The sequence below is a fragment of the Variovorax sp. 10N432 genome (assembly GCF_056394465.1).
Genome location: NZ_JBFTHX010000025.1, coordinates 28898 through 55347 on the forward strand (window position 1 = coordinate 28898; position 26450 = coordinate 55347).

23 protein-coding genes and 2 pseudogenes are annotated in these 26450 nt (G+C 64.0%); 17 read left to right on the forward strand and 8 right to left on the reverse strand.

All coding sequences use genetic code 11. The features are described 5' to 3' along the window. The first annotated feature begins 149 nt into the window (after nt 1-149). Both AC1DF3_RS25020 and AC1DF3_RS25025 read left to right on the forward strand, forming a co-directional pair. Nucleotides 150-1121 (forward strand): Bug family tripartite tricarboxylate transporter substrate binding protein, encoded by a 972-nt coding sequence (locus AC1DF3_RS25020; RefSeq protein ID WP_478141198.1) that lies wholly within the window; start codon nt 150-152, stop codon nt 1119-1121. Between the two features lies 1 nt (nt 1122). After that, a complete protein-coding gene (locus tag AC1DF3_RS25025; RefSeq protein ID WP_478141199.1) occupies nt 1123-3144 on the forward strand; it encodes a 4-oxalomesaconate tautomerase in 2022 nt (673 codons plus the stop codon). Between the two features lie 121 nt (nt 3145-3265). Here the strand turns inward: AC1DF3_RS25025 and AC1DF3_RS25030 are convergent. After that, nucleotides 3266-3436: pseudogene (locus tag AC1DF3_RS25030) on the reverse strand (phosphate acyltransferase); the annotation flags it as partial. Between the two features lie 439 nt (nt 3437-3875). On the opposite strand from AC1DF3_RS25030, the gene AC1DF3_RS25035 reads away from it, so the two are divergent. Then, nucleotides 3876-4844, forward strand: a complete 969-nt coding sequence (locus tag AC1DF3_RS25035) for a Bug family tripartite tricarboxylate transporter substrate binding protein (protein WP_286537670.1) — start codon at nt 3876-3878, stop codon at nt 4842-4844. A gap of 277 nt (nt 4845-5121) precedes the next feature. On the opposite strand, the gene AC1DF3_RS25040 is transcribed toward AC1DF3_RS25035, so the two are convergent. Then, nucleotides 5122-6030, reverse strand: coding sequence for a LysR family transcriptional regulator (locus tag AC1DF3_RS25040; RefSeq protein WP_478141200.1), 909 nt, complete (start codon nt 6028-6030; stop codon nt 5122-5124). Between the two features lie 120 nt (nt 6031-6150). On the opposite strand from AC1DF3_RS25040, the gene mdlC reads away from it, so the two are divergent. From mdlC to AC1DF3_RS25065, 5 genes are read left to right on the forward strand one after another with little or no spacing between them, the layout of a single operon-like run. Next, entirely contained in the window at nt 6151-7770 is a 1620-nt protein-coding gene (gene mdlC, locus AC1DF3_RS25045; RefSeq protein ID WP_286537729.1) for a benzoylformate decarboxylase, read from the forward strand. Nucleotides 7771-7827: 57 nt separating this feature from the next. Next, entirely contained in the window at nt 7828-9276 is a 1449-nt protein-coding gene (locus tag AC1DF3_RS25050; RefSeq protein WP_286537668.1) for an aldehyde dehydrogenase, read from the forward strand. A 20-nt stretch (nt 9277-9296) separates the two neighbouring features. Then, entirely contained in the window at nt 9297-10679 is a 1383-nt protein-coding gene (locus tag AC1DF3_RS25055) for an MFS transporter (RefSeq protein ID WP_286537728.1), read from the forward strand. Between the two features lie 16 nt (nt 10680-10695). After that, a complete protein-coding gene (locus AC1DF3_RS25060; RefSeq protein ID WP_286537667.1) occupies nt 10696-11430 on the forward strand; it encodes a ketopantoate reductase family protein in 735 nt (244 codons plus the stop codon). 20 nt (nt 11431-11450) lie between these two features. Continuing rightward, nucleotides 11451-12596: an alpha-hydroxy acid oxidase gene (locus AC1DF3_RS25065; protein WP_286537666.1), complete on the forward strand. Its 1146-nt coding sequence runs from the start codon at nt 11451-11453 to the stop codon at nt 12594-12596. Between the two features lie 3 nt (nt 12597-12599). Here the strand turns inward: AC1DF3_RS25065 and AC1DF3_RS25070 are convergent, their stop codons facing one another. Next, nucleotides 12600-13595 carry an AraC-like ligand-binding domain-containing protein gene (locus AC1DF3_RS25070; RefSeq protein WP_478141201.1) on the reverse strand — a complete coding sequence of 332 codons (996 nt, stop codon included), beginning with the start codon at nt 13593-13595 and terminating at the stop codon, nt 12600-12602. A gap of 244 nt (nt 13596-13839) precedes the next feature. On the opposite strand from AC1DF3_RS25070, the gene AC1DF3_RS25075 reads away from it, so the two are divergent. The 8 genes and pseudogenes from AC1DF3_RS25075 (at nt 13840) to AC1DF3_RS25110 (ending at nt 20207) form a co-directional block, all read left to right on the forward strand. Beyond that, entirely contained in the window at nt 13840-15183 is a 1344-nt protein-coding gene (locus AC1DF3_RS25075; protein WP_478141202.1) for an ABC transporter substrate-binding protein, read from the forward strand. Between the two features lie 11 nt (nt 15184-15194). Beyond that, on the forward strand, nt 15195-15938 hold the full coding sequence (locus AC1DF3_RS25080; RefSeq protein WP_286537663.1) for an ABC transporter ATP-binding protein: 744 nt from the start codon (nt 15195-15197) through the stop codon (nt 15936-15938). Continuing rightward, a complete protein-coding gene (locus AC1DF3_RS25085; RefSeq protein ID WP_286537661.1) occupies nt 15925-16617 on the forward strand; it encodes an ABC transporter ATP-binding protein in 693 nt (230 codons plus the stop codon). Before AC1DF3_RS25080 ends, AC1DF3_RS25085 begins: the two co-directional genes overlap by 14 nt. Before the next feature lies 1 nt (nt 16618). Continuing rightward, entirely contained in the window at nt 16619-17485 is an 867-nt protein-coding gene (locus tag AC1DF3_RS25090; protein ID WP_478141203.1) for a branched-chain amino acid ABC transporter permease, read from the forward strand. Beyond that, entirely contained in the window at nt 17482-18483 is a 1002-nt protein-coding gene (locus AC1DF3_RS25095) for a branched-chain amino acid ABC transporter permease (RefSeq protein ID WP_478141204.1), read from the forward strand. Before AC1DF3_RS25090 ends, AC1DF3_RS25095 begins: the two co-directional genes overlap by 4 nt. Before the next feature lie 28 nt (nt 18484-18511). Next, entirely contained in the window at nt 18512-19525 is a 1014-nt protein-coding gene (locus AC1DF3_RS25100) for a nitrilase (RefSeq protein WP_478141205.1), read from the forward strand. Next, nucleotides 19522-19746 (forward strand): annotated as a pseudogene (locus AC1DF3_RS25105) (SDR family NAD(P)-dependent oxidoreductase); the annotation flags it as partial. The gene AC1DF3_RS25100 and the pseudogene AC1DF3_RS25105, both read left to right, overlap by 4 nt. Before the next feature lie 176 nt (nt 19747-19922). Further along, nucleotides 19923-20207 (forward strand): hypothetical protein, encoded by a 285-nt coding sequence (locus AC1DF3_RS25110; protein ID WP_478141206.1) that lies wholly within the window; start codon nt 19923-19925, stop codon nt 20205-20207. A 101-nt stretch (nt 20208-20308) separates the two neighbouring features. On the opposite strand, the gene AC1DF3_RS25115 is transcribed toward AC1DF3_RS25110, so the two are convergent. The 5 genes from AC1DF3_RS25115 to AC1DF3_RS25135 are packed head-to-tail and all read right to left on the reverse strand — an operon-like array spanning nt 20309 to nt 25385. Then, entirely contained in the window at nt 20309-21151 is an 843-nt protein-coding gene (locus AC1DF3_RS25115; protein ID WP_478141207.1) for a citryl-CoA lyase, read from the reverse strand. After that, a complete protein-coding gene (locus AC1DF3_RS25120; protein ID WP_478141208.1) occupies nt 21148-22347 on the reverse strand; it encodes a CaiB/BaiF CoA transferase family protein in 1200 nt (399 codons plus the stop codon). The genes AC1DF3_RS25115 and AC1DF3_RS25120 overlap by 4 nt, the downstream gene beginning before the upstream one ends. A gap of 10 nt (nt 22348-22357) precedes the next feature. Next, a complete protein-coding gene (locus AC1DF3_RS25125; RefSeq protein ID WP_478141209.1) occupies nt 22358-23320 on the reverse strand; it encodes a Bug family tripartite tricarboxylate transporter substrate binding protein in 963 nt (320 codons plus the stop codon). Between the two features lie 30 nt (nt 23321-23350). Then, the gene (locus AC1DF3_RS25130; RefSeq protein ID WP_478141210.1) at nt 23351-24328 is read right to left on the reverse strand and encodes a Bug family tripartite tricarboxylate transporter substrate binding protein; all 978 of its coding nucleotides are present in this window, start codon (nt 24326-24328) and stop codon (nt 23351-23353) included. A 43-nt stretch (nt 24329-24371) separates the two neighbouring features. Next, nucleotides 24372-25385 (reverse strand): amidohydrolase family protein, encoded by a 1014-nt coding sequence (locus AC1DF3_RS25135; protein ID WP_478141211.1) that lies wholly within the window; start codon nt 25383-25385, stop codon nt 24372-24374. 196 nt (nt 25386-25581) lie between these two features. On the opposite strand from AC1DF3_RS25135, the gene AC1DF3_RS25140 reads away from it, so the two are divergent. Then, nucleotides 25582-26382: an IclR family transcriptional regulator gene (locus tag AC1DF3_RS25140; protein ID WP_478141212.1), complete on the forward strand. Its 801-nt coding sequence runs from the start codon at nt 25582-25584 to the stop codon at nt 26380-26382. The last annotated feature ends 68 nt before the right edge of the window (nt 26383-26450 follow it).

A 26450-nucleotide genomic window follows, 5' to 3' on the forward strand; every position in this document is an offset into this window, starting at 1 on the left:
CTCCTGAGGCAGTGTCACTGATCCACAGTGTGCATCAATAGATCATAAACATGCAATTCACAGAAGGCTTCCAAAAGTGGAACATTCGATCAAGGCCAAGCAAGAGCCTCCAGGTTCCCAGTTCTCGACAATCCACCGGAGTAGACAAATTGAAGACCCAGAAATTTCGCCTCCTCGGCGCCGTGGCGCTGGCGGCATCCTTGGCTTGCGGCAGCGCAGTCGCCGCCTTTCCTGAAAAGTCGATCACCCTCGTGGTCCCGACGGCGGCGGGGGGCGCCAACGACGCCATGGCGCGCGTCATCGGCCAGGCCATGTCGGCCATCGTCAAGCAGCCCGTCATCGTCGACAACAAGGCCGGCGCCAACGGGGCGATCGCCAGCGAGTATGTGATGCGCGCAGCGCCAGATGGCTACACGCTCATGCTGGGCTACATCGCCACTCATGCGATGAACCCGGCATTGCAGAAGCTTCGCTACGACCCGGTCAAGGACTTCGAGCCGGTCGGCATGGTCGGATCGTCGGCGACGCTGATGGTGGTGAATCCGGCCGTCAAAGCCAGCAGCGCCAAGGAGGTCGTGGCGATGCTCAAGGCCGCACCGGACAAGACCAGCTACGCCTCGGCCGGCAATGGCACCGCGCCGCACTTCGCGGCCGAGATGTTCAAGCTTTCGACGGGCACCAGCATGCTGCACGTGCCCTACAAGGGTTCCGCGCCGGCCATCACCGATACCCTCGGCGGCCAGACGCAAGTGATGTTTCCCAGCTTCTTCACGGCCATGCCGTATGTCAAGGCCGGCAAGCTGAGAGCGGTGGGCGTTGCGGGTCCCAAGCGCTCGGCGCTCATGCCCGACGTACCCACGCTCCAGGAGCAGGGCATCGCCGACGTCGACGTCTCGCAGTGGTACGGGATCTTCGCACCTGCGAAAACGCCCAAGCCGGTGATCGAGCAACTCAACAAGGTGCTCAATGAGGTGCTCGCCGACAAGAGCGTGGTCAAGCGCCTCGAGGACCACGGCGCCGAAGTCTCGACGATGACGACCGACCAGATGCGCACCTATGTAGCGCAGGAGCAGGTTAAGTGGAAGAGGGTGGTGCAGGCCGCCAAGATCACCGCGGATTGAGATGAACCGTTCCATCCCCTGTGTGCTCATGCGCGCCGGCACGTCGCGCGGCCCTTTCTTCCTGCGCGAGTGGCTGCCCGACGGCGACGAGGCCCGTGACCAGGCGCTGATCGGCGCCATCGGCGCCTCCGACCCGCTCCAACTCGACGGTGTGGGCGGCGGCAGCACGCTGAACAGCAAGGTCGCCATCGTGTCGCGCTCGTCGCAGCCGGGCTGTGACATCGACTATCTCTTCGCGCAGGTCGGCGTCGGCCATCGGTCGGTGGACACGCGGCCGAACTGCGGGAACATGCTCTCGGGGGTTGCGCCCTTCGCGATCGAACAGGGCTTGATCGCCGCAAAGGACGGCACCACGAGCGTTCGCGTCTACAACGTCAATACCGGGTCGCGAATCGACGTGACGGTGCGCACGCCCGGCGGGCGCGTGACCTATGAAGGCGATGCGCGCATCGATGGCGTGGCCGGCACCGCGGCGCCCATCCTGCTCAACTTCCTCGATGCGTGGGGTGCGGTCACCGGTCATATCTTCCCGACGGGCAAGCGCATCGACACGATCGACGGTACCGAGGTGACCTGCATCGATGCCGCCATGCCGCTGATGATCGTTCGTGCAAGCGATCTCGGCGTGACGGGACGGGAGAAGCCGGCAGCCCTCGATGCGAACACTGCGCTCCTTGAACGGCTGGAAATCCTTCGCCTGGAGGCCGGACGCAGGATGGGCCTCGGCGACGTATCGAACAGTGTCATTCCAAAGCCTGTGCTGGTCAGCAAGGGAGAGGCGAGTGGCAGCATCACCTCGCGCTACTTCACGCCGCGCAAATGCCATGCTTCACATGCCGTGACGGGAGCTATCGGCGTCGCCAGCGCGTTCGCCTTGCCGGGAACGGTAGCGAGTGGCTTGGCGCGCGAACCCGGACGTCATAGCCTGGTGGTGCTGCATCCCGCCGGGCAAATCGATGTCGAAGTTGAACTGAAGGGCAGTGCAGACGCCGCGACCGTCGAACGCGCTGCCCTCGTTCGCACTGCGCGAAAGATCATGCAGGGCGACCTGCATCTGCCCGACTACGTGTTCTCGCGTCCAGAAGCACAGGACGCCGGGTCGTCTGACCTGCAACGAGCCTTGACCATCATCGTGCCGACGCGGGCCGGTGGCGGCAACGACACGATGGCTCGCATCATCGCCGCCAAGCTAGGCCCGCTGCTCGGCCAGGAAGTGCTTGTCGACAACCGCGCCGGCGCGAACGGCGCCGTTGCCAGCGAGTACGTGGCGGGGTCCGCGCCGGACGGACACACCCTGATGTTCGGGTACGTCGGTACGCACGCGATGAATCCGGCGCTGCAAAAGCTGGGGTATGACCCGGTTCACGACTTCGCGCCGGTCGGACTTGTGGGCTCTTCGCCGACGTTGATGGTCACTCATCCGGACACGGGCGCCCCCGACCTGCACACGCTCATCGCCCGGCTGAAGGGCGCGCCTCGGTCTTTCAGCTACGCATCCGCCGGCGACGGGACGCCGCCGCACTTCGCGGCCGAGCTGTTTCAGCTCAGCAGCGGAACGTCGATGGCCAGCGCGACGTATGAGGGCGCCGCACCTGCGATTGGCGACACGGTCAACGGACGATCGCAGATCATGTTTCCCAGCTTGTTCACGGCCTGCCCTTTCATACGTGCGGGACAGTTGCGCGCCTTGGCGGTGGCAGGACCGAGCCGCCTGGAAGGCCTTCCCGGCGTGCCGACGCTGGCCGAGTTGGGCGTTCCGGGGGTGGATGTCGTGCAGTGGTACGGCCTGTTTGCGCCGTCCGGTACGCCCGCGGCGACCATCGATCGCCTCAATCGGGCGCTTAACGAGGTCCTGGCCGATCCAGAGATTGTCGAACGTTTCGAGAGGCATGGTGCACGCGCCGAGCCAGGAAGCGCCGACGCGCTTGGGCAGAGGATGCAGGCGGATCTTGCTCGCTGGCGACAAGTTGTAGCTCAGGCCGAGCTTGCACCGAGAGAGTCGCGCCAGATGGCGCTGGATTGACGCGTCGTCGATACGGACTGGCGGCGGCGGAGCGCGCAGCATGGCGTCCGCGTCTCCGGTCGCGATCAACGTTGCCTTGGTTCGCCGCATCGCATGTTTCCACCGGCTGCCGTCTTCAGGAGGCCGTGGGCGAGTTGCTGCTGCCGAAGTTGGAATGCGACAGCAGAGCCACTTTCGGCTTCGGGCCGAACCGCAGCATCTCTTCGGCAGCCAGCGCGGTGATCTCCGCCAACTCCTCGGGTGTCGGGTCATGGTTGACGTGCGTGTCGACCAGGAACACCGGTGATCGTGGTTGCTCCCGCATCCAGCGCGCCGCGGAAGGTGTACGAAAAGCAAAGCACGTCCTGCACGCCCGGTGGCCATGATGATGTCGTTCCTGACCGATCGGGCATCCTCGGGTGAGATCTCCGGGTTCGGGTTTGCCAGCGCGAAGACCACGGGGTAGGGCCGAGGGTAATTCCTAAGGTTGACATCTGAATAGTTGAAAAGTAATGTATTGCCATCTCGTCGGGTCCAGGCTCGACCGGCGCGACACCCCTCACCCTTCGCCGGTTCGCGATCGGTGCTTGCCTCCACTGAGCCATAGACGTCGGAGAAATCGAAATGCTCATGAATCGAGAGGGCAGAGTCTTGCCATCTTCTCCTTCGCAGTTGCTGAACGCAGCTGGCGACATCAATTTCGCAGGCAGCTTCAACTGCGTGGATCCAGACTGAGCGACAAGGAATCGTCCATGAAGCTGCTCCAGAAGCTCTTGCTCTGCCTGTTCACCCTTCCCTTGGCAGGGGTTGCCGGCACCGTCGCGGACACATTTCCCGAGCGTCCTGTTCGCATCATCGTGCCGTTCCCGCCGGGCGGAGGCACTGACACGGTGGCACGCACCGTCGCAGCAAAGCTGTCGGAGCGCTGGAATGTGCCCGTCACGGTGGACAACCGCCCCGGCGGCAACACGTTGATCGGCGCCGAAATGGCGGCGCGCGCAGCGCCGGACGGCTACACGCTCTTCCTGCCCATCGACTCCACGCTCGCGATGAACCAGAGTCTCTACGCGAAACTGCCGTACGACCCGATCAACGGCTTTGCGCCGGTTTCGCTGGCGGTCACCATGCCCATGGTGCTGGCGGTGCATCCCTCGGTGAAGGCGCGCAGCGTGAAGGATCTGATCGGCCTGGCCAAGTCGAGCGACGGCAAGCTCGCCTACGCCCACGGGGCGCTGCCGGCGCAGGTTGCGGGCGAGGCTTTCAAGGCCGCGGCCAAGGTCGACATGGTGGCTGTGCCGTACAAGGGCAGCGGCCCGGCGATGACGGATGTGGTGGGCGGACAGGTGCCGGTCATCTTCGATGCGCTCGGTCCGGCGATCGCCTTCGTGAAATCCGGCAAGGTCAGGCCCCTGGCGGTCACCAGTGCCAAGCGCTCGCCGTCGCTGCCGGATGTCCCGACCTTGGCGGAGTCGGGACTGCCTGGCATGGACCTGGTCACCTGGATCGGTTTCGTCGCGCCTGCGGGTACCGACCGCGCGATCATTGCCAAGCTCAACGGCGAGATCACGCGCATCCTCAAGCTGCCTGAAACCTCGGAGAAGCTCGGGGCGATGGGCATGGACGTGGTCGCCGGAAGCCCCGAGCAGTTCACGCAGACCATCAAGGACGACGCCACGAAGCTGGGTGCCGTGATCAAGGCCGCGGGCATCAAGCTCGATTGAAGCGGACCTACTCATCTTGTATCGGCGTGTTCCCCTCGCACTCGGTCTTCGCCCACACGGCGTTTCCCGGCTGCGATTGGAAATCAGATCGGCGCGATTGATGGCAATCCGGGCGTGATCCGACATAGGCAATGTCATCTCGAGCCGCATCTGGGCACACGGCCGCACCATGGCAGCGCAAACCTCGCACCGCAATGCATGAACGAGCGTCACATGCCAGTAGCAGGCCTGTTGAGGAGGCACCGTTGGACGCTTCTGCTCCAGGTTTTCTGAACGGTCAAGACTGCGGCCCCGTCATGGCGCGCAATTCCTCGAGAAGCTTCATCGAAGGACCGGGCAGCATGCCGGCCCTTCGGCGGAAGGCCGTCAGCGTTCTCTTGTCGCTCGCGCCAGGGATCTCCAGGGTATCGATGAGGCCTGCCTTTCGCTCGGCGTCATACATGGGCTCGGGCATCCAGCCAAGGAATCCCGAGTGGCCGATCAAGCTCTTGAGTGCGGTCACGGAGCGTGTCTCGACCACGACGTTGGGCAGTGCCAGGTTGTGTCGCGCAAAAACCTTCCTCATGTGCTCGAAAGGCCCGGTTCCCTTCGGAAGGATGGCCCAACGCTCTTGCAGCGTATCGGCGAGCTTGAGCCTTGCCTTCTTGCGCAGCGGATGGCGCCGTCCCGCGACCACATAGCTGGTGTCCTCCCAACGGCAATCCTTCACGGCAACGATCTCGTCCGTGTCCGCGATGTCGACCCCCAGCGCCAGATCGATCTCGCGCGAGACGAGCGCATCGGCAAGGCGATCCCAGACTCCCTCGATGACCTGGACCTGAAGATTCGGCCACTTCTTGCACGTGCGGCCAATCGCCAATGGAAGCACCAGGCAGGCGATGCTGCCGACTGCCCCGACACGTATGGTGCCCTTGGCCAGGCCGAGTATCGCCTTGATGTCCTCGTTCGCGTGCTCTGACTCGCGTTGCAGGAGGAGCGCGTGCGGTTGCAACGCCCTCCCGACATCCGTCAACTGCATTCCCTTGGAGTGACGCTCGAACAAGGGGGCGCCCACCTCGTCCTCCAGCTTGCGAATCGTGCGACTGAGCGCCGGTTGCGTCACGTTCAAGGCCTCGGCCGCTCGCCCGAGGCTCCCCGACGAAACGATGGTGTTGAAGGCGACGAGAGACCGGAGATCGAAAGTCATGCCCAACGCTAATGACTTTCTCTCAAAAAAGCAATTTTCATGAAGGCGGGGAACTTCCACACTTGCGCCATCGAGACAAGCGCCGCGACTCAGTCGGCGCACCACAAGGAAATGCACGAAATGACCGGACCTGTGCCGCGCGCCGCCATCGAGACGGCCAAGCAACCCTCCACCGTCACCGTTCGCGACGCCGTCGTCGACCTCATGCGCCGCTTCGGCATGACCTCCGTGTTCGCGAATCCGGGCTCGACGGAGCTGCCGATGTTCCGGGACTTTCCAAGCGACTTCCGCTACGTGCTTGGTTTGCAGGAGGCCACCGTGGTCGGCATGGCGGATGGATTCGCGCAGGCGACACGCAACGCTTCATTCGTGAACCTGCATTCGGCAGCAGGCGTGGGCAATGCGATGGGCAACATCTTTACCGCGCACAAGAATCGCACGCCGATGGTCATCACCGCGGGCCAGCAGGCGCGCTCGATCCTGCCTTTCGACCCGTTCCTGTCTTCCGCCCAGGCCACCGAGCTTCCCAAGCCCTATGTGAAATGGAGCATCGAGCCGGCACGCGCCCAGGACGTGCCCCAGGCCATCGCGCGCGCATACTACATCGCGATGATGCCGCCGCGTGGCCCCGTGCTCGTGTCGGTGCCGGTGGACGACTGGGACCAACCCGCAGAGTACGTGCCGGCAAGGATTGTCAGTACGGAACTTCGCCCGCAGCCCGCGGTTCTGGCCCAGATCGGCGAAGCGCTGGATGCAGGCGACCGACCGGCGATCGTCGCAGGTGCCGCGATCGATCGCGACAACGCGTGGAACGAGGTCGTTGCGCTGGCCGAGGCGCACAACGCCCGCGTGTGGGCAGCGCCGATGTCGGGCCGTTGCAGCTTCCCTGAAGATCACCGGTTGTTCGCCGGCTTCCTGCCTGCGACGCGCGAGCGGATCGTCGAACTGCTCGCTGGTCATGACCTGATCCTGGCGATCGGCGCGCCCGCGTTCGCCTACCACGTCGAAGGCGCAGGACCCCACATCCCGGCCGGTGCCACCTTGTGCCAGCTCACCGATGACCCGGACACCGCGGCCTGGACGCCGGTCGGAATATCGGCGGTCGGCAGCATTCGACTGGGAGTTCTCGATCTCCTCGCCCGGCCGGCGCCGAAAGCCCGGGCCGTTCCGCCGGCCAGGACCCAGGCACCACGGGCAGAGCCTTCACCCTTGATGTCAGTCGCCTATGTCCTTCAGACGCTGGCCGAAGTGAAAGCGCCCGGGGACATCGTGGTCGAGGAAGCCCCAAGCGCGCGCCCGGTGATGCAGGCCTATCTGCCGATCACCCGCAGCGAGACCTTCTACACCATGGACAGCGGCGGACTCGGCTACGGCATGCCCGCGGCAGTCGGTGTCGCGCTCGGCAAAGCGGGCACACGCGTCATCTGCCTGATGGGGGACGGCTCCAGCATGTATTCGATCCAGGCGCTCTGGAGTGCCGCACAACTGAAGCTGCCTATCACCTTCGTGATCCTGAACAACCGCCGCTACGCCGCGCTGCAGGATTTCGCGCCCGTGTTCGGGTTCTCTGCGACCGATGTCGTGCAGGGAACCGAACTGCCCGGCATCGACTTCCTGTCGCTGGCCAGGGGCATGGGGTGCGACGCCACCCTCGTGCGCCATTCCGGCGACCTGAGGGCTGTGCTCGATCGTGCCCTTGCCGGCACGGCGCCCAGCGTCGTGGAGGTTCAGGTCGCCTGATTCACAGCGCGCGCTTCGCACTCCCGCTTCCATTCAAACCCCAAGGAGACAAATCAGATGAAGATTTCGATGTTGATCAATGGCGAGCGAACCCAGGCTCGCAACGGCGCCACCTTCGAGCGGCGCAATCCGCTCGACGGCAGCGTGGCCACTGTCGCACCCGCGGCAACCGCGGAAGACGCCGTCGCGGCGGTCGAGGCTGCCGCGGAAGCGTTCAAGACATGGTCGCGCACCGGCCCAAGCGAGCGCCGCACGATGCTGATGAAGGCGTCCCAGGCGCTCGAAGCAAAAGGCGAGGCATTCGCGGCTGCCGTCGCGTCAGAAACGGGTGCGTCGGCGATCTGGGCGGGTTTCAACGTTCACCTCGCGGCGGGCATGCTGCTCGAGGCCGCGTCGTTGACGACGCAGATCAGCGGCGAAATCATCCCCTCCGATGTGCCCGGCAACATCGCCATGGGGGTGCGGCAGCCTGCAGGCGTGGTTCTGGGCATTGCACCCTGGAATGCGCCGGTGATCCTGGCCGTGCGAGCCCTCGCGACGCCGTTGGCATGCGGCAATACGGTGGTGCTCAAGGGCAGCGAAATCTGCCCGGCGACGCACGGCCTGATCATCGAAGCGCTGCAGGAGGCCGGCCTGCCCAAGGGCGTGGTGAATTTCGTCACCAACGCGCCTGCCGATGCGGCTGCCGTGGTCGAAGCGATGATTTCGCACCCGGCTGTTCGACGCGTGAACTTCACGGGCTCCACCCACGTGGGCAAGCTCATTGCCGCTACCTGTGCGAAGTACCTGAAGCCGGTGGTTCTCGAACTCGGCGGCAAGGCGCCGCTCGTCGTCCTCGACGATGCCGATGTCGATGCCGCCGTCGATGCGGCCGTGTTCGGTGCTTTCGCCAATTCGGGACAGATCTGCATGTCGACAGAGCGGATCGTCGTCGATTCGGCCATCGCCGATGAATTCGTTGCCAGATTGAGCGCACGTGCAGCGAGTCTTCCGCTCGGGGATCCGCGCCTTGGCCCGGTGGTCCTCGGCTCCGTCGTGGGCATGAGCACGGCAAGGCGCTGCAACGAACTGATCGACGATGCGCTCGCCAAGGGCGCGAAGCTCGTGACCGGCGGCAAGGCCCAGGACACGCTGATGCCCGCGACTCTGCTCGACCACGTGACTTCCGACATGCGCATTTTCCGCGAGGAGGCCTTCGGCCCCGTGAAGGGCATCGTCCGTGTCAGTGGCGTCGAAGAGGCGGTCGCTTGCGCCAACGACAACGAGTACGGGCTGGCGGCCGCGGTCTTCGGCCGGGACGTGGCGCGTGCCATCCTGGTAGCGCGACGTATCGAGTCCGGCATCTGTCACGTGAATGGGCCCACGGTGCACGACGAAGCGCAGATGCCATTTGGCGGGGTCAAGGGCAGCGGCATCGGGCACTTCGGTGGAAAAGCCGGTGTCGATGCCTTCACCGACCTGCGATGGGTGACCGTTCAAACGAGCCCGCGTCACTACCCCTTCTGAGGCAATCCCGGAGTACACGCATGAACCCCCAAGCGATTCCATTCAAGGGCAATGCCGACATCGGCCGTTTGCTCGACGAAGGCGCCTACACGACCATGCAGAAGGTGGTGGTCCTCCTGGCAGCCTTGTCCATCGTGATGGACGGCTTCGATGGCCAACTCATCGGCTTCGCGATTCCGTTGATGATCAAGGAGTGGAACATCACGCGAAGCGCCTTCGCACCGGCCGTCGCCGCCGGCCTCATCGGCATGGGGATCGGCAGCGCCTGCGCAGGCCTGTTCGCAGACCGCTTCGGCCGCCGGATGGCGGTCATCTCCAGCGTCTTTGTCTTCGGCACGGCGACCTGCGCAATCGGCTTGGCGCCCGACATCCTGACCGTGGCCGCACTGCGGTTCGTCGCCGGCCTCGGCATCGGTGGCGCCCTGCCGAGTTCGACCACGGTCACAGCCGAATTCACGCCGGCGCGCCGCAGGACGCTCGCAGTGACCGCGACGATCGTCTGCGTTCCGCTCGGCGGCATGCTGGCGGGCCTCTTCGCGGGCGAAATCCTGCCGGCATTCGGTTGGCGCGGACTGTTCTTCATCGGTGGCACCTTCCCCATCGTGCTCGCCACCATTCTCCTGTTCACCTTGCCGGAGTCGCCTCGATTCCTCGCACGCCATCCGGCACGCTGGGATGAACTGGGCAAGCTGATGGGGCGCATGGGCCGTCCGATGGCTGCCAACGTGACTTACACCGACATGGCGGAACAGGTCGTGGAGAAACGGGCCGGCTTTGGCGCGCTCTTCTCGGACGGTCTGGCGCGCGATACGCTGGCCACCTGGGCGGCCTTCTTCATGTGTCTTACCGCCGTCTACAGCGCCTTCAGCTGGCTGCCGACGATGCTGGCATCCGAAGGATTGTCGATGGCCGTCGCTGGCTCGGGCCTGACCGCCTACAACCTCGGAGGCGTGATCGGGGCCTTGGTCTGTGCTGTCGCAATTACGCGGTTCGGGTCTCGCTGGCCCCTGGTGCTGTGCTGCGCCGGCGCGGCCGCAAGTGCATTCGCGATGCAGACCCTGAACGTCGGGCGCGACACGAACCTGTTGATCTTCGGTTTCGGCGTGCACGGCATGTTCGTGAATGCGGTGCAGTCCACCATGTACGCGCTGTGCGCGTTCATGTACCCCACCAGTGTCAGAGCGACCGGCACCGCGTCCGCGCTGGCCTTCGGACGACTGGGTGCGATTCTCAGTGCTTTCGCTGGGGCAGCGGTCATCACGGCCGGTGGTGCGATGGCTTATCTCGCCCTGCTTGGCACCGCGATGGTCTTCGCGATGATCGCGCTTCTTGTCGTCAGGCGCCACATCCCGAAGCGCGAGGTTCTGCTGAAGCCGAGTTCGGTGGCGGCGGTCACCAGCTGAACTCCTGAGGCGAATCATGAAAATTGCGATCGTCGGCGCGGGCGCCATGGGCTCCATGTTTGGCGGCCTGCTGGCTGAATGCGGCAATGACGTCACTTTGATTGACATCAACGATGCGCACATCGGCGCAGTCCAGTCGAATGGCTTGCGATTGGTCACGGACGACGGCGATCGGCACGTCGGGACGCTGAAGATCTACCGCCCTGAGGAAGCTCGGGAACAACCCGAATTGATCGTGATCTTTACCAAGACCCTGCACACCGGCGCCGCGCTCCAGGGCGTCAAGCACCTGATGAGCCCAGACGTCCATGTGTTGTCTCTGCAGAACGGCTTGGGCAACGTCGAGAAGATCAGCGAGTTCGCCTCGACAGCGATCTGGGCGAAGGTCGCGTTCAACGCCGCTCTCAACAGCATCTGCGCCGTATCCGGGTGCACGGTCGATCCGCTCGGTCTTTCGCCTGAAGGCAGCCGCCTCGCAGAGCAAGTCGTCGTTGAAGTACTGTCGGTCGCGCAGAGGCTCGGCATCGAAGTGGATCCGGCCAAGTGCAAGGCCAATGTCGCTGGCGCCATTGCCCGGCACAAGGGGCACAAGCCATCGATGTTGCAGGATGTTCAGGCCGGACGTCGCACCGAGATCGAAGCGATCAATGGAGCAGCGGTCACCGCGGCCGAGCGCTTCAACATGAAGCTGCCCACAACCGAAACGCTGCTGTCGCTCGTGCGCCTGGTCGAAGCGCGGGCAACGGCCTGACCACACCTTCTACCAGGCACATGCTCCTCAATACAGAAGATTTCCGGAGCCGGGCGCGAAGGGACCTTCCGCGCTTCGTCTTCGACTACATCGAAGGAGCCGCCGACGACGGCCATTGCCTTCGTCGCAACCTGAGCGATCTCGCGGCCGTGGAACTCACGCCGCGCGTGTTGCGCGACACCACGACGGTCGAAACTTCGATCGAGGTGTTTGGGCGCAAGTGGGCGCTGCCATTCGGCATTGCCCCGACCGGCTTGAACGGCCTGGTTCGGCCAGGGGGCGACGGTCTGCTGGCCACCGCCGCTTCGCGCACCGGAATTTCCTTCGCGCTCTCGACTGCGTCCAACATGCGTCTGGAAGACGTGCGTGCTGCAGCTCCCGAGAGCGTGCAATGGATGCAGCTCTACGTGATGCATCGCGACATGGCAAGTCAGATCGTGGAGCGCGCGGCGCGCGCGAAGTACGATGCCTTGGTCCTGACGGTCGATGTCCCGGTCAGCGGGAATCGGGAAGCGGACTTGCGAAACGGCTTTCGCATCCCCTTCAAGCCGACCGCAAGGGTGGCCTGGGATGTGATCACGCACCCGCGCTGGTCGATGCGCATGTTGCCGGGTGGCGCGCCGGACTTTGCCAACCTGACAGCCACGGGCGGCAACGCTGGTTCGGCGAACATGCAGGCTGCGCTCCTCGCAAGAGCGATGGATCGCTCGCTCGTGTGGGAAACGCTCGTGTGGTTGCGCGGGCTCTGGAAGGGCCCACTGTTGCTCAAAGGCATTCTTCACCCAGACGATGCACGGCTGGCGGTCGACCACGGCGTCGACGGATTGATCGTTTCCAACCACGGCGGTCGTCAGAACGACGCTTCACCTTCAGCCATTTCGGCATTGCCTCGCGTGGTCGCGGCAATCAACGGCCGGATCCCGGTCTTCATGGATGGAGGAATCCGGCGCGGCGGCGACATCGCCAAAGCCCTGGCGCTGGGCGCGACGGCGGCCTTCGTCGGTCGTCCGGTGCTCTACGGCCTGGCGGCCGACGGCGCCCGGGGCGCCGAGGCTGTGATCGGATTGCTTGCAGCCGAACTGGTGCGCAGCATGACCTTGCTCGGCGCGACGTCGGCATCTGCGTTGCCCGACGCACTTGAGAGTGCGAACGGCTCTCTTGCCTAGCCCTCAGGCGACCCGCTCCGCGCCGCCTCCGAGGCGATAGGCGCGCGGCGACATCTCGAACCTCTGGCGAAACGCACGGCTGAAGTGGCTCAGATCATTGAATCCGCGAGCCATGGCAATCGTCGAGATGCCTATGGAATGACGCGCAGGATCGCGCAAGTCGCATGCGGCGCGCTCCAGGCGGCGGCGCCAGATGTAGCGCGCAAGGGAGGTGTTCTCCGCCTCGAACAGCTTGTTGATGTACCGCGGCGAGAGGTTGAGCGCGGCACTGACCATGGTCGCGTCCAACTCGCAGGCATCCAGGTGGCGTTCCAGGAAATCCTTGACCCGGACCAGGGCGGTGGCACGGTACTCGGACAGAGGCAACGGTGAGCTGAGAATCGCCTCGTCGAGCGCCGATGCGAGCAACTCCGTGAAATTGCGCGCGATCCTCTCGGAAGCCACCGCGTCCATGGAAGGCAGTTGCTGACTCAGTCCCACCAGGTAGCCGAACAGGATCGGGCACATCTGGCCTGCTTCGGTCAGGCTGCGCGCAGTGATGCGGTGGATGCCCGCCGACCGATGCGACAGTGAGCCGAACGGCAGCTTGACGGTGATGAGTTTGAACGCATCGTCGAAGCGCAGGTTGTAGGGACGCTGCGCGTCGCATACTGCACCGTCGCCCGGTTTCAGCAGCACCGATCGCCCGTCCTGTTCGGCGAGCGCCGAGCCGGAAAGAATGAAGTTGAAGATCAGGGATTCGTCGCCCGAGCGGGAGATCCCGGCAGGCAGGCGCGCGACGCGGTGCGGGGATGCCTCGATGCACGCGACGCTGAGCGCGCTCAGTCGCGTCCCGCTGACAGACGCTTCGAACGGGCTCTTCCCGTCGGGCCGGCATTCGAGGTCGACGAGCGCCTTGCGCACCACTTCTTGCCAGAACCCGAACTTGTCGCGCGGGGTCAGGCCGGCGGTGGAAGCGTCAATGACTCGCGAGGAGGGTTCGGCTGTAACAGGTTGCATGGCGCACGATCGAGGCATTGGCAGGCCCGTGGATGGTGCAAAAGCCTGGTCAAGACAGATCAAAGCCCGGGGGCTGCAAGGATTTTCGTCAATTTCCACGCAAGGTTGATGCCAAAGAAACCCTCGGGTCGGCGTCCGCCACCACGCCGCCGGCCGCCTTGCAGGGGCCGTTTGAATCAAGTTTCCTGGCTGATGCAGCAAAGTTTGTCGCCGCCGGGAAGCGGACCATTGCTCCCAGGGCCTCGTGAAGGCCTCCACCTCAACGGAGACCAATGTGACCACTTCAAACGACATTCAGACGACCTTGGAATCGAGCCTCGTGTCGAGCCGGCGGGGACTGCTGCGCGGCGCGGCAGCGCTCACGGCCGTCGCGGCGCTGGGGCAGGCCAGCCGGGCCTGGGCAGCCGACAAGGACACGATCAGGATCGGCTACATCAGCCCGAGGACAGGACCGTTCTCGCCGTTTTCCGAAGCGGACGACTTCATCCTGGAGCAGGTCCGCAAGACGCTGGCCGATGGCCTGGTCATCGGCGGGAGGAAGTACAAGGTCGAGATCCTTGCGCGAGACGACCAAAGCAGCCCGGACCGGCAATCCAACCTGGCTGCTGAACTCATCAACAAGGAGAACATCGACCTGATGCTGGCACAGGTCGCGATCGGACCGAACGCTTCCCAGCAGTGCGAGCTCAACGGCGTGCCGTGCCTTTCGACCGTCGGTCCCTGGCAGGCCTGGATGTTTCCGCTCAAAGGCGACCCCACGAAGGGGTTCAAGAGCGTCTTCCATTTCTTCTGGGGTCTGGAAGACATCGCCGACGTGTACCTGGACACCTGGCAAGGCGTGCCATCGAACAAGGTGATCGGCTCCGCATTCAGCAACGACGTGCCGGGCAACGCCATGGGCGACATGAAGCTCGGCATGCCCGCGGCCTTTGCAAAGGCTGGCTACAAGATCGTCGACATCGGGCGATTCCCGGTCGGCGCCGATGACTTCTCGTCGTACATCCAGGCTTTCAAGAAGGACAACGTCGAGATCGTGACCGGCCTGTTCAATCCTCCCGAATGGGCTTCGTTCGTCAAGCAGTCTGCACAGATGGGATTCAGGCCGAAGGCGGCCACGGTGGCCAAGGCGCTGCTGTTTCCCGGTGGCGTCGCCGCTCTGGGTCCCCGCGCCGATGGCATGTCAACCGAGATCTGGTGGACACCGGCTTATCCTTTCAAGTCAAGCCTGACAGGCCAGACTGCGAGTCAGTTTGCCGATGCCTATACGGCTGCCACCAAGCGCGAATGGACCCAACCCATGGGCGTGGTGCATGCGCTGTTCGAGACCGGCATCCAGGCTCTCAAGTCGAGCGGGGACCCCAAGGATCCCGTGAAAGTTGCCAACGCCTTGCGCGTGATGAAGCACGACACGATCATCGGCAGGCTCGACTTCACGTCCAGCGGAATCAAGAACGTCTCGAAGATGCGCGTCGTTGGCGGCCAGTGGCGCATCCTCAATGGTGCCAAGCCGGAACTCTTCATCACCAACAACAAGACGGCACCGGAAATCCCGGTCCAGCGCAAGTTCGAGTTGCTGTCGATTGCTTGACAGGTTCCGACATGCTGCTCGAACTGCGTGACACCACCAAGCGCTACGGCGACATGGCGGTCATCCCCAAGCTGTCGCTGTCCGTGGAGGACGGGGAATTCATTGGCGTCATCGGCCCGAACGGGGCTGGAAAAAGCACCATGTTCGGCCTGATCTCGGGCAGCGCGCGATGCGACAGCGGAAGCGTCTACCTGGATGGCAGGGACGTCACCATCTACGATGCCGCCGAGAGGTGCAGAGCCGGCATCGGTCGCACCTTCCAGATTCCGCAGCCCTTCGACGGCATGACGGCCTACGAGAACGTGCTCGTGGCGGCCACCTTCGGCAGCGGACTGCATGGGCAAGCGGCTCAGCAGGCCGCGGTCGACGCAATCCAGCGCTGCGGGCTCGATGGGGTGGCGGACAAGCTGGCAGGCACCCTGACGCTGCTGCAGCGCAAACGGCTCGAGCTGGCAAGAGCGATCGCCACGCGTCCGCGCCTGTTGCTGCTCGACGAAGTGGCCGGTGGATTGACCGATGCCGAAATGCAGCAGCTTCTCCGGCTCATCGTGACGATCCACCAAGGCGGAGTGACCGTCTTGTGGATCGAACATCTCGTCCACGCCCTCGTCTCCGCCGCCGATCGGCTCGTCGTACTGGCAAGCGGCGCTGTGATCTGCGATGGCGACCCGAAGACGGTGATGGCCGATCGCACGGTGCGTGACACCTACCTGGGCTCGGACATCGAGGAGGAGCTGGACCATGCTGCGCACTGATCGACTGGATGCGTACTACGGCTTGTTCCAGGCGCTGTTCGGCTTGAGCTTTCAGATTGCGCCCGGCGAAACCGTGGCCCTCATCGGCTCCAACGGCGCCGGCAAATCCACATTGCTCCGCTCGATCGTCGGCTCGGTGCGGACACGACGCGACGGCGTGCTTCTCGACGATCAGGCCATCGGCGGTGACTCCGAGCGCAGGCAGCTGAACCGCGGCATCGCGCTCGTGCCCGAAGGTCGACGACTGTTCCCGAGCCTGACCGTCTTGGAGAACCTGCAGCTCGCCGCGCGCAATGGCCGCCCCGGGCCGTGGTCCGTCGAGCGCCTCATGCGGGAGTTCCCCGTCATGCAAGCGTTCCAGCATCGTCCCGCAACAGCGCTGTCAGGCGGCCAGCAGCAGCTGGTTGCGCTTTCGCGCGCGCTGGTGTGCAACCCGAAGTACCTGCTGTGCGACGAGATCTCGCTGGGCCTCTCGCCTGTGGCAGTGAACGAGGTCTACGACCTGCTGGGCCGGGCACGCAACGACGGGCTGGCGGTGGTGCTTGTCGAGCAGAACGTCAAGCGTGCGCTGGCCGAGTCCGATCGCTACTACTGCATTCAAAAAGGCCGGGTGGTCCTCGAGGGGGCATCCGAATCGGCCGACCAGGCGCAAGTCGCGCAAGCCTACTTCGGGATCTGACATGGAAACACTCATTGAAACGCTGCTGGGCGGCCTGATGCTCGGCGCGCTGTATGCCCTGTTCGGGCTTGGCCTGAGCCTGAGCCTCGGTGTGATGAAGATGATCAACATCGCGCATGGTGATCTCATCGTCCTTGGCGCCTATCTGTGCTCGACGGTGATGCAGTTCGCGGGGGTCGGATCCTTCGTCTCACTCGTTGCGGTCGTGCCGTTGATGTTCGTCATCGGCTATGTCCTCCAGCGGGTGCTTCTCAACCGTGTCGTTGGCAAGGGCGCGTTGACGCCGCTTCTTCTCACTTTCGGCCTTTCCATCGTGCTGCAGAACGTGCTCCAGGAGACCTTCACCGCGGACACCCGCAGCCTCCAGGCGGGCGATCTCTCCCTCCGAGGTTTCGACATCGCCGGCGTCTCGGTCGGACTGCTGCCGCTTGTCTCGACGCTGATCAGCGCGGTGATCTTCGCGGGCACCAGCTGGCTGATCGGGCATTCGCATCTTGGCCGGCAGGCCCGCGCAGTGGCGGACGATCCAGGCACGGCGCGCCTCGTCGGCGTCAACGACGGCAACTTCTTCGCGCTCGTCACCGGGTTCGTGCTGGCCGTGATTGCACTCGCGGCCGTCATGTACGGAATCCGCACGCCTTTCTCTCCGACATCCGGCCCGGAGCGCTTGCTCTATTCGTTCGAGGCGGTCGTTCTCGGAGGGCTCGGCAACGTCTGGGGCACCTTCATCGGCGGACTGGTCATCGGCGTCGCCCAGCTCTTTGGCGCCAAGGTCTCCTCGGGCCTCGGACCATTCTTCGGCCACCTTGTTTTCCTGATCGCGCTGCTCGCGCGACCGCAAGGCTTGCTTGGAAAGGCACAGCGATGAGCACCGTCACCACCCTCCGAGCTCCTTTATCCGTGCGCGCAAAAGGCAAAGGACTGGCATTTGCCACTGCATTGCTGGTGTGCGGCGTCCTGGCGGCCGTGCCCTGGTTCACCAACTTCGGGACGCAGCGCCTGATGATTGAAATCTTCACCGTGTTCGCCATCGCCCTGGCGTGGAACCTGTTGGCGGGGTACGGCGGTCTCGTCGTGGTTGGCCACCAGATGTTCGTCGGCGTAGGGGCCTACGCGCTGTTCGCGCTGTCGAACAGGCTGGAATTCAATCCCTGGATGATGCTGCCCCTGGCCGCCATCGCAACCGGCCTTTTCGCCGTAGTCAGCGCTTATCCGATGTTCCGGCTTCGCGGCGCGCACTTCGCCGTCGGGACTTGGGTGCTTGCCGAGATGATGCGGATTCTGACGTTGAACAACGAATGGCTCGGTGCGGGCGGCGGCATGCCTCTGGAGGCCCTGAGCAGCTTCGATCGATGGACCCGTAACGCAGGTATCTACTGGGCGGCCCTGGTAGTCGGCGTTGGAACGCTCGTCGTTGCCCGCACGATCCTTCGCGGCAGGCTCGGCCTGGCGCTCATGAGCGTGCGCGACTCGGAGGCGGCTGCAGAAGCTTCGGGCGTGGCGATCCGCAGAGCGAAGCTGGTGCTGTGGGTCATCGCAGGTTCGCTGACCGGACTGGCGGGGGCTGTCGCCTATATGAACACGCTGCAGGTCACACCGGACGCCACGTTTTCATTGAACTGGTCGGCAGCAGCGATCTTCATCGCCGTGCTCGGCGGCATCGGAACGCTGGAGGGGCCGATCCTCGGCACGCTTGTGTACTTCCTGCTGCGCGAGAGCTTCGCTTCCTACGGCTCCTGGTATTTCATTGGCCTCGGTTCCCTTGCCATCGTCACGATGATCTTGGCGCCCGGTGGCGCCTGGAGCCTGATCACGCGCAAGTGGCCGGTGGATCCATTCGGCGTGCGACGCGACATGCCGCGGTAGTCCCGCTCTCATCACCCAAGGAAAACTCATGTCTGAAACTGCCTTCAAGATCGCGGTCGTACAGGCTGCCCCCGTCTTCATGGACGCCGCAGCCTCCACACAAAAGGCCATTCGCCTGATTTCCGAAGCGGGCGCGAACGGAGCCAAGCTCCTGGCCTTCCCGGAAGTGTTCATTCCTGGCTACCCTTGGTGGCTTTGGCTCGGCACGCCAGCCTGGGGTATGCAGTTCGTGTCGCGGTACCACGCCAATTCGTTGCACGCGGAGGGTCCGGAACTCGCATCCATTGCCGCGGCGGCCGCCGAGGCGAATGTCAACGTGGTGATCGGCTTCTCGGAGATCGACGGCGGATCGCTCTACATCTCCCAGGCCCTGATCAGCGACAAGGGCGAGATGCTCTTCAAGCGCCGGAAGCTCAAGCCGACCCACGTCGAGCGCACCCTGTTCGGGGAAGGCGACGGTTCCGATTTTCGGGTGGTCGACACCAGCGTCGGGCGTCTGGGCGCTCTCTGCTGCGCCGAACACATCCAGCCGCTGTCGAAGTACGCGATGTATTCGATGCACGAGCAGGTCCATGTCGCCTCGTGGCCTTCGTTCACGCTGTACCGCGGCACTGCTTACGCGCTGGGTCACGAAGTGAATCTCTCCGCGAGCCAGGTCTATGCGCTGGAAGGCGGTTGCTTCGTCTTGCATGCGAGTGCCATCACGGGACAGGACATGTTCGACCTCTTGTGCGACACGCCCGAGAAGACCCTATTGCTGAATTCCGATGGAGGCAAGCCCGGCGGTGGGTACTCCATGATTTTCGGCCCCGATGGTCAACCCTTGGTGGAGCACATGCCGCAAGACCAGGAAGGAATCCTGTACGCGGACATGGATCTCTCCACCATCGCCGTCGCAAAGGCGGCCTACGATCCTTCCGGGCACTACGCCCGGGGTGACGTCGTCAGGTTGATGGTCAATCGCAATCCGCGCCGGACCAGCATCAATTTCGGAGAAGGCATGACAGAAGGTACGCAGTGGACTGAGGCGAAAGTCGAATAGTCAATTCAAATGACTGCAATCGGTTCGTCGAAAGCAAGACAGCGGTGGTCACCGGCGGTGGCGGCGGTGTTGGCGTGGCAACCTTCCGGCGCTTTGCGCGCGAGGGCGCCAAGGTCGCCGTATAGGACATGAGCCTGGAGGTCGCCGAGAGGGTCGTGGCCGCTATCCGGGATGAAGGCGGGCGGGCGCAGGCGTTCCGCTGCGACATCACCGACCGCGCGGCAACCTGAGCGCCGCGGAAGTGGTCCGAGCCGCTGCGGACGGCTACATCATCCCGAGAAGCTGAAGACGCTGACCGGCGGGGCTCAACTGCGCCCTGCCGGTCATCAATACCTGTGCCGATGTCGGTTTTGGAGCGGTAGTTGGGTCCGTCGGCGGGTTCAAGTCCATCTCGAACATGCTGTTGAGCATTCCCGGCACGCCCCTGATCTCGCTGTCGCTGGCCACGCAGCTTTTGTGCGGCATAACGGGCTCCGCATCCGGCGGTCGCGGCATCGCGATGGAGCTCTTATCTATTGAGCACACACACGACCATGACCCACGCTGCGACGCCATTCGCACACCCATCGGCCGCTACGGCCGATCGTTTTCGTCGGTGCCTATCGACGACCTCGGCGCGGTGCCTATCCGCGAGCTGATCCAGCGCAACCCGAAGATCAACGGGGCCACGGGGACGACGTGATCTACGGCTGCGGCGCTGGTGGAGGGCAGGGGAGGGCCCAAACCGGTCATCGACTCAGGCGCAAAGAGGTCATTGCGCAGCGAGCCGAATGTTGAACTCGACTAGCGCTGGTCAGGCACCTCTCGGACGTGTTGACCTTCGTACGTTGGGATGTACTGCCGCGGGATGGGTCCCTTGATGCGGCCACCTTGCTGGGTCTGCTCCCATGCGTGAGCAAGCACGCCGACGGACCTTGAAACACAAAACAGGCCCCGGGCCAAGGGTGCGGGAAAGCCAAGCTCGGCGTAGATGACCGCCGTCGCTCCATCGATGTTCATTGGGATGGGCTTGCCCTTGCTCGCACTCAGCTTCAACTCGACCGCCCGGCCGATGTGCGCGAATCGTCCGCTCACCTCTCCGCGGCCAGCCGCCTCGTCAACGAGTTCCAGCAGGGGTGCACTTCGCGGGTCGACCGGGTGAAAGCGATGGCCGAATCCTGAGATGACCTTGCCGTGCACTCCAATGAACGCCTGAAGCCCTGCGTCGACAGCCTCATCCTCGGGCGAACCGGCGTCGATGCGCGCAGCGATGTCCTCATAAAGCTCGACCGCCTGCTCGCCAGCGCCGCCATGGACATCGCCAAGGACGTTGACCGCAGATGCCATTGCGCTGTTCAACCCCACACCGCAGGTCGCGGCCATGCGCGCAATCGCGATGCTCGGCGCCTGTGGGCCGTGGTCGACCGCGGACATCAGCGCGGCCTCCAGCAGTAGGCCTTGGGCGCGGGTCGGAAGCTCGCCCCTCGTCATCAGCCAAATCATCTGGGCCAAGCTCACCTTCTGGCGAATCAAGTCTTCGATGGGGTACCCGCGGTAGCGGATGACTCCGGGAGACATGTCGATGATGCTCGTGCGCCACCAGTCCTCCGTGGTCTTTTGAGCGTCCGAGGAGGTGGCATCGGTCATATCGCTTTCTCCGTTCTGAGTGCTTCGATTTCCGTAGCCGAGTAGCCAAGGCTCGCCAGGATTTCCTCGGAATGCTGACCCAGCGTCGGCGGAGGCGAGTCGACTCGCGGCGCCTCCCCGTTGACCTTGAAACCTGTGCGCAGGAGGCGGATGTCGCGACCGACACCCGGCGCGTCCGAGAAAGTTCCCACAAGGCCGCGCTCGGCAACCTGGGGGTGCTCCAGCGCCTGCGGCACGCTGTAGACCGGCCCTGCCGGCACGCCGGCTTGATTGAAGAGCTTCCACCACTCGTTGGCGGACCGAGAAGCCATGGCCTCCTCGAGAATGGATTTGAGCTCGAAGCGATGCTGGAGGCGACTCTGGCGCTCGCTGAAGCGATCATCTTGAATGAGTTCCGGCCGGCCAACCACATGGCAGACGGCCTCGAACTGCTCTTGCTTGTTCGCTGCAATGTTCAGAAGTCCATCGCCCGTTCGAAACGTCCCCGAAGGACTCGCAGTCACGTTCTCGTTGCCCATCGGCTTGGGTTCTCGTCCAGCGACCAGGTGATTCGAGACGGCCCAGCCCATCGTCGACATCACGGCCTCCAACATGGAGACGTCGATGAACGTGCCACCCTCGCGGCTTCTGTCCGCCAGCGCTGCAGCAACGGCGAACGCGGCCGTGATGCCTCCAATGGTGTCCGCCATGGGATAGCCGACGCGATACGGTGCGTTCTCCGGCGCGCCCGTGATGCTCATGACGCCGGACATGCCCTGGATGATTTGGTCATATGCCGGCAGGTCCCGAAGAGGCCCCTCTTGTCCGAAGCCCGAGATGGCGCAGTAGATGAGCTTTGGGTTTTCCTTCAGCAGCTCTTCGTAGCAGAGGCCCAGGCGCTTCATGACCCCTGGCCTGAAGTTCTCCACGAGCACGTCGGCAGAGCGCACGAGTTTGCGAAAGACATCCTTCCCCGCCGGATGCTTGAAGTCGATGGTGATGGAACGCTTGCCGGGGTTCTGCGCCAGGAACGACACGCCCATGTAGCGCTTGTTCAGTTCGGCGTCGGCGCCGAGTTGGCGTGCCAGGTCTCCGCCATTGCGGGTCTCGACCTTGACGACGTCGGCGCCCATGTGAGCGAGCTGGTGACAGGCGAAGGGACCGGCGAGCACGTTGGTCAGGTCCAGCACGCGGATGCCGCGAAGTGCGTTGGTCATGTCTGCCTCCTCAGTCGGCCTTGATGCCGGCCTGCTTGATGACAGTAGTCCAGCGCTGAATTTCGCTGTTCACCAGTTGCGTGGCCTGTGCTGGCGTGTTGGCGACCACGGTCATGCCCATCTCGGCGAACTTCTTCTTGGCCTCGGGTTGAGCGAGCGCGGCGTTGAACGCCTTGTTGAGCTTGTCGACGGTCGCCTGGGGCGTACCCGCCGGCGCACCGATGCCAATCCAGTAGTCGATGTCCATCTTGGGGATGCCGGCTTCCTTGGCGCTGGGTACATCGGGGAGCATCGCATTGCGCTCGGCGCCCGTCACCATCAGGGCGCGCAGCTTGCCGCTCTTGATGTGCGGCAGCGCGGTGGGGACGGAAGTGATGAGCGCCTGCACCTGATTGCCCATCAAGTCCGTCAGCACGGCGCCGGCGCCCTTGTACGGTACGTGCACGATGTCCACGCCCGTAGTGTTCTTGAACAGCTCGCCTGCAAGGTGGGTGTTCGTGCCATTGCCACCCGAGCCGTAGTTGAGCTTACCGGGCTGCGCCTTGGCCAGCGCGATGAACTCTTGAACGTTCTTCGCCGGCACGGCGGGGTTCACGACCAGCACGTGAGGAACCTTGACCGCCGTCGTGACTTGCGTGAACGCCTTCTGTGGGTCGAACGGGAGCGTGGGAATCAGCCCAGCAGCGATGGCGTACGACAGCTCGACCGTCAGCAGAGTGGTTCCGTCTGGCGCAGAGCGTGCAGCCGCGCCCCAGCCAACTACACCTCCGCCACCGGTGCGGTTGTCCACCACCATAGGCGCACCGACGCCGGGTGCCGCGAACTGAGCGAGTGCGCGCGTTGCCAGGTCGGCGCTTCCGCCGGCTGCGTAGGGAACGATGATGGTGATGGGCTTCTGACCAAGTGCCGAGGCACTGAACAGGCCGGCCGCGCCGGCGAGAACCAAGGCGCGACGGATAGAGCTGAACTTCATGATGGTCTCCTGAAATGGTTAAGGTAAATTTCAGTCGAGCTTCGCGCCCGACTCCTTGACCGCGGCGCCCCAACGGGTGTTCTCCGTCTTCAGGAACGCACCAAGTTCTGCAGGCGTGCCGCCGCGCGCGACGCTGCCCTCATCCTTCAGGCGGGCAACGACCTCGGGGCGGGCCAGCGCGGCGTTCATCACCTGATTCATCTTGTTGATGGCCTCAGGAGGCGTGCCGGCCGGTGCGACCACAGCCTTCCAGTCTTCCGCAACAAAGCCGGGGTAGCCGGATTCGGCGACCGTGGGCACGTTGGGCAGGACGTCGATGCGCTTGAGCGACGTCACCGCGACGGCGCGCAGCTTGCCGGCTTTGACCATGGAGATGACGCTGGGCGGCGTGGCGAAATAGATGTCGGTCTGTCCGCCAAGCAGGTCGGTGGTGGCCGGGCCGGCGCCCTTGTAGGGCACATGCATTACCTTGATGCCCGCGCGCTTGGCAAACATTTCGCCACCGACGTGACCGACAGTTCCCGTACCCGCGGAGGCCATGGTGAGCTGCTTCGCCTGACCTTGAGTCTTGAGGTCTGCCAGGTTCTTGATGGGCGAATCCGCACGCACCACCAGGACCAGCGGCTGCGAAGCGAGCAGCACCACAGGTTCGAAGTCCTTCAGCGCGTCGAAGGGCATCTTTGTGTAGAGCGTCGGGTTGATGGCCAGGTTGGCCGTCTGTCCGGTGCCGAAGGTGTAGCCATCCTTCTTGGCCTTGGCGACGGCATCCATGCCGATGTTCCCGCCAGCGCCGGGCTTGTTGTCGACGATGAAGGTCCACTTGTTGTCCTTCAGGGTTACCTCATTCGCCACCAGACGCGTCAGCACATCCGTGCCTCCGGCAGGCGGGAAAGGCACAACGACCTTGATGGGTTGTGACGGATAAGCGGCTTGGGCGCTGGCGGCCGCCCCGCAAAGTGCGAGTGCGGCGAACACGGCGAGGCGAAGGGTGTGCTTATGGGATTTCAAGGAAGTCTCCTAGGGATGTGGACAGCGGGAAAGGGCCGGGGCGTCACGCAAGTCGGTACACGTGACTTGCCGTCCCCTCGAACAGCGCTCGCCGCTCATCGGCACCCGCGCTGGAGGTCAGTCGTTTGAAGGCGTTCCAGCACGTGGCATAGCTGTAGGAACCCTTGTCGACAGGGAAATTGCTTTCGAACATGCAGTGGTCTGCCCCGAACAGCTCGATGCACGGCTCCATCCATGGGCGCCAGGCCTCGACCAGTTGGTGGGAAGTGGGCGGCGTCGCGCCCTTCTCGAACTCGAAGCCGTTGATGCGCATGCCGAGGCCGCCGAGCTTCACGTAGACATTGGGCAGCTTCGCGAGTTGGCGCATGCCATGCAGCCATGTCTCGAACACCTGCGAGCGGTGGCCCTCGTAGGCTCCGATTCGAACGATGCCGCCGCAGTGGTTGATGACCACAGGGGTGTCGGGTACGGCTTTGGCGAGCTCGAACAGCTCGGGCAGTTGGTGAAAGAACAGCCAGGCGTCGTAGGAAAGGCCAAGCGCGGCCAACTGCGCGACGCCCTGGCGGTAGCCCTTGTCCATGAGCAGACTTCTGGGGGCGGCGGACAGCGGGTTGACGAGGGACGAATCCGCGTCCCAGGTGCTCAGGTGGCGCACGCCCTTGAACCGGCCTTGGCCCGCCTGGACATGAGCCTCGAGGACTTCGCGCACTTCAGCGCCCAGACGAAGGTCGGCATGGCCAACGATGGCCTTGGCCACGTTGGGACCACCGCTGCCGTGCTGCCGGGTCACCGCGGAAACGAATTCAGTTTCGCCAACCGGCTTGAGGGCGGCGGGCCCATCCACTCGATAACGCGTCTGAGCCTGCATGTAGACCGATGCGACGACGTTGTGGCCTGTGCGCGCGTCGCCCAGGAAGTCGTCAACCAGGTAGGTCCAGGAGGGTCGGTCGAAGAAGTGATGATGGGCGTCGACGATGTGCAGGCCAGGCTCAAGGACCTCCTCCTCCTGCAGAGCAAGCCAATCGGCGCGAACGGCGAGGTAGTTCGTCCTGCTCATCTTTGTCTCCTGGGCATCTGCTAGAGTTCTATCGGATAGAATTATGGTCTGTTGAATAGAACTATACGGGCAAGCTTCTACTTTTCGGGAGCGGGTAAACCCTTTGATTGCGCTTTGGGAGCCCGCCTCGGGCGCCGTGTCACACTGCGATTCGCAGTTCTGAAAGAAGCGCGTCCACGATTGCCTGGTGATTCCCATGACCGAACCAACGCCCGCCGCTCAAACTTCCGATAACGCCGAATCCAGCGGCGTTGCGGTGTTGGACAGGGCCTTTTCGCTGCTCGCCGCCTTCAGCGCGAGGGACGCGGCATTGACGCTCACCGAACTGTCAAAGAGGACCGGGCTGTACAAGAGCACGGTGTTGCGTTTGCTATCGGCGCTCGAACACGGTGGCTTCATTCGCAAGCTGGCCGATGGGCAGTACGCCATCGGTCCGCAGCCGCTTCGCTTGGCTTCGATTTATCAGCGCTCGTTTCAGGTAGGGCATGTCATCGAACCCATCCTGAAGCAGCTCAGCGTCGCGACGGGCGAGACCGCATCCTTCTACGTCAGGCACGAGGACAAGCGAGTCGCGCTCTTCCGGGTCGAACCTTCCAGGGCGGTGCGTGCGTCGGTGGAGATAGGCCAGGAATACGCGGTCGCGCAGGGTGCATCAGGCAAGGTTCTGCTTGCGTTCTCGCTACCTGCGGCCCCCGAATTCCAGGCCATTCGCGAGCGGTTCTGGGCAGTGTCCTATGGAGAGCGAGACCCCGAGACCGCATCCGCTGCCGCGCCGGTGTTTGGCGTGAACGGAGAACTGCAAGGGGCGTTGGCAATTTCGGGGCCGCGGGCGCGGCTCGCCCCTTCCGGGGCCATGTACGAAGCATGTCGTCATGTGCTGGAAGCCGCTCGCGAGGCAACGATGGCCCTCGGAGGGCTTGCGACTCAATATGCGCAGAGTCTTGAGCGCTTGACTGTCGAAAGCTTCGACGCAACCACAGCAGTCTTGGCCAGCTGACAACCGCGTCACCACCAGGAAGCGACCAACGTTCTGAGCAAGTTCTGCGGCGACTATGAAGGCCGGCT